2 protein-coding genes are annotated in these 2,720 nt (G+C 36.8%); one reads left to right on the top strand and one right to left on the bottom strand.

The window, feature by feature from the left end:
• Positions 1 to 122: 122 nt before the first annotated feature.
• On the bottom strand, positions 123 to 407 hold the full coding sequence (locus tag ACFOU2_RS08880) for a hypothetical protein (RefSeq protein ID WP_377914299.1): 285 nt from the start codon (positions 405 to 407) through the stop codon (positions 123 to 125).
• A 616-nt stretch (positions 408 to 1,023) separates the two neighbouring features.
• On the opposite strand from ACFOU2_RS08880, the gene ACFOU2_RS08885 reads away from it, so the two are divergent.
• Complete coding sequence (locus ACFOU2_RS08885) at positions 1,024 to 1,605, top strand: MarR family transcriptional regulator (protein WP_377914301.1); 582 nt, start codon at positions 1,024 to 1,026, stop codon at positions 1,603 to 1,605.
• Positions 1,606 to 2,720: the final 1,115 nt, after the last annotated feature.

The following is a 2,720-nucleotide window of genomic DNA, read 5'->3' on the forward strand; positions in this document are numbered from 1 at the left end:
ATGCCCTCCTTTAGAAAATAATAGGAAGGCAAGGTAGAAGGCACAGGAATCCCTACCTTACCTTTATTACGAATGTTCTAGTTACGTCGACGTTGATTTTAGTCCTTATCTTACTTTTCTTGTTAATCCTCTTGATCTTGATCTTGTTCCTGATCTTGGTCAGATTCAGAACGTGCACGTACTTTTGCTCTAGAATCAGAATCAACGTGAATATCAAGTTCGATGCAAGAATTTCCACTCTTTTTAATTTCGGCTTTGGCGTTGTTTGTGTTACGATCTACATTTTTTAAATCATTGTCATTATCTAAATCAGCTCTATTTCTATTATCTAAATCCACGTTTGCTTTTGCTTTGCTGTCTGAATCAGATTTCGAAAAATTTTTAGAACGGTTCGACTTTTTTGTCATTAGTTTCCCCCCTTTGTTTCTTTATATTAGTAGTGTATTCAGGTTAAGTTAAAGTGAATGGACAGCCCCCTATCAAACTTGCGAATTTTTGATAAAAAGAGGTTGGGTATCTAAAAGATACCCAACCTCTTTAAAATGGGTACCCATTTTAAAAGGAGAAAATCTTTTTCATCTCGAACTTTCAAAAACAGGAGAGGAATAGAATAACTTTGAAGGTAAAGAAAGAATCGATGTGTTTATTGAATGAATTAGTTAGGAGTATGAAGTGTAGCCGAATGGCTGCTATTGAAGAATGTATCCAGTTTGTACATGAAAGATGAATAGAGAAAAGAAGAGATGAATCAGGGATTTTTTGATGAGAAATGGAAAGGAATGAAGCTGCAAAGTTTATAGAAAAAGCTGACGGGATTCTTCAGCTTTTGTTTTGATTAGACAGGAATATGTTATGATAATATCGAAATACAGATAAAGTAAAAAGCCCTCAAGTTTGGTCGACTCGGAGGACTTCTTACAAGAACTATTCTGAAGGGGTTAATCCCTTACATATTAATTTGTTAATTATATTCTAACATAAGTGGGTTAACTCCTTCTAGAGAGAAGGAGAGGAAATTTTTAGATGTTTCAAGAAATAGAAAGAAAAGCAAGATTACGAGATATCGAGAATGAAAAAGTGTTAACCGAAGAAGAGTTAAGACAAGCCAATGAGCTTCAGGCAAAAGCGAACGCAAGAGGAATGAAATTAGTTCCGGAACGAAGGGTTAAAAATAGAGCTAAGTTCGCTCAATTTATTCAAGAAAATTGGCAGTATTTAAATTCTATTAAGTATCTAACACCTGCTGAAAAAACTTTTTTACTTGATATTATGCCTTACGTTGGCTTTAAAACAAATTGTTTAGTAGAAGACATACACGCAAAAGCTCAAATGCCTTTGACACAGGAAGGGTTATCTCAAAAGATTGGTAAACATAAGGCGGATGTCTCAAAACTATTAAAACGTTTAGAAAAAAAATATATAGTATTTAGAGGACAAACTGGTTCCGATGAATATAATGCCATATCACATTCAATATACATTAATCCTAATATTCTTTATTGTGGGGATCGAGACAATGTTAGTGAACACCTTTTTACAATGTTTCCAAGACAACCCAAGTTACTTAAAGACATGCCAATAAATTTACTTGCAAGAAAATCATGAGCCTAAAAAATAGGCTCTTTTTTATGATTTCATAGTTGGCGATTTTACCAACTAATGTTGGTGATTTTACCAACTATAGAAAGTCTGAAAAATATAAGTGTATCAAGGATTCAAACTACTTTTGAAAGTGTCTACCTTCTCACTCTCTATATGAGTGTGCTCGGGGAACGGTCAAGGACCGGGTAGTATTCCCCTAAAGACCAGGGGAATCTCCACCCTGGCTAACCGCCTCCTTGACCGTTCCCCGGTCGGCTCGTGATCACGGCGTCGCCAAGCCGACAAACCCAAAAGCAAATTCCCGGGTCATCGGCTTGATCACACCATTATACGAGCCGACACGCTGGTGCATCCGTTCGAAGTAACGTGTTCTCTCGAGAACCAGTAACGCTATAGCGTGGGGGTCTCCCCCACACCCCCGGCCAACCTCCACCCCAAAAGCAATAAACTGATTAAAAAGACAACAAAATTGTGTTTAGATGTGTGTTTAAATATGTGTTTGAATAGTTTCCTTATGACACATATTTAAACACAACAAATCTATTAAAAAATGAGTTAAAAAACGGGTAATAAATGAGGTATCCATTTTACCCCATTTATTACCTTTCAATAATTGATCCATCAAGGTTTTCCCTATCCTATGATTATTTTGTATTTATGCGCTCGGACAGAGGACCGGTCCCAGGGAAACAGTCACGGTATTCCATGCTTCCATTCCGTGACTGTTTCCCTGGGACCTTAGATAAATAACCTAGGTACGGAAGGTAACGAAAAATGAAGGATATGGGATAGGGAAAATAAGAATGTAAGAGATGAAATAAGTGAGTATAAGAGAGTGGTAGAAGGATCCGAGGAAGGATAGTAAAAAGAAGAGCAGAACAAGAAAAGTGAAGTTCAAGGTAAGAGAACGGGTAAAAGAGAAGATAATATAAGGAAGCTTGTATGGGAGTTTTAAGTGTTTTTTAGTAGTTTTAGTGTTTTTATATTGGTTTGATTAAATAGAGGTCTTAGAACGAAATCTGAGGGGTTATAGGGGTATTTGAGCTGGAGCACGGAGCGATTTATGCCGAGAAAACTTTTTGTGAGGGAGAACCCCTAAAGTAAAATCACGGAGGTGG

The organism is Bacillus songklensis (assembly GCF_042649685.1).
Lineage (GTDB): Bacteria > Bacillota > Bacilli > Bacillales > Bacillaceae_H > Bacillus_BA > Bacillus_BA songklensis.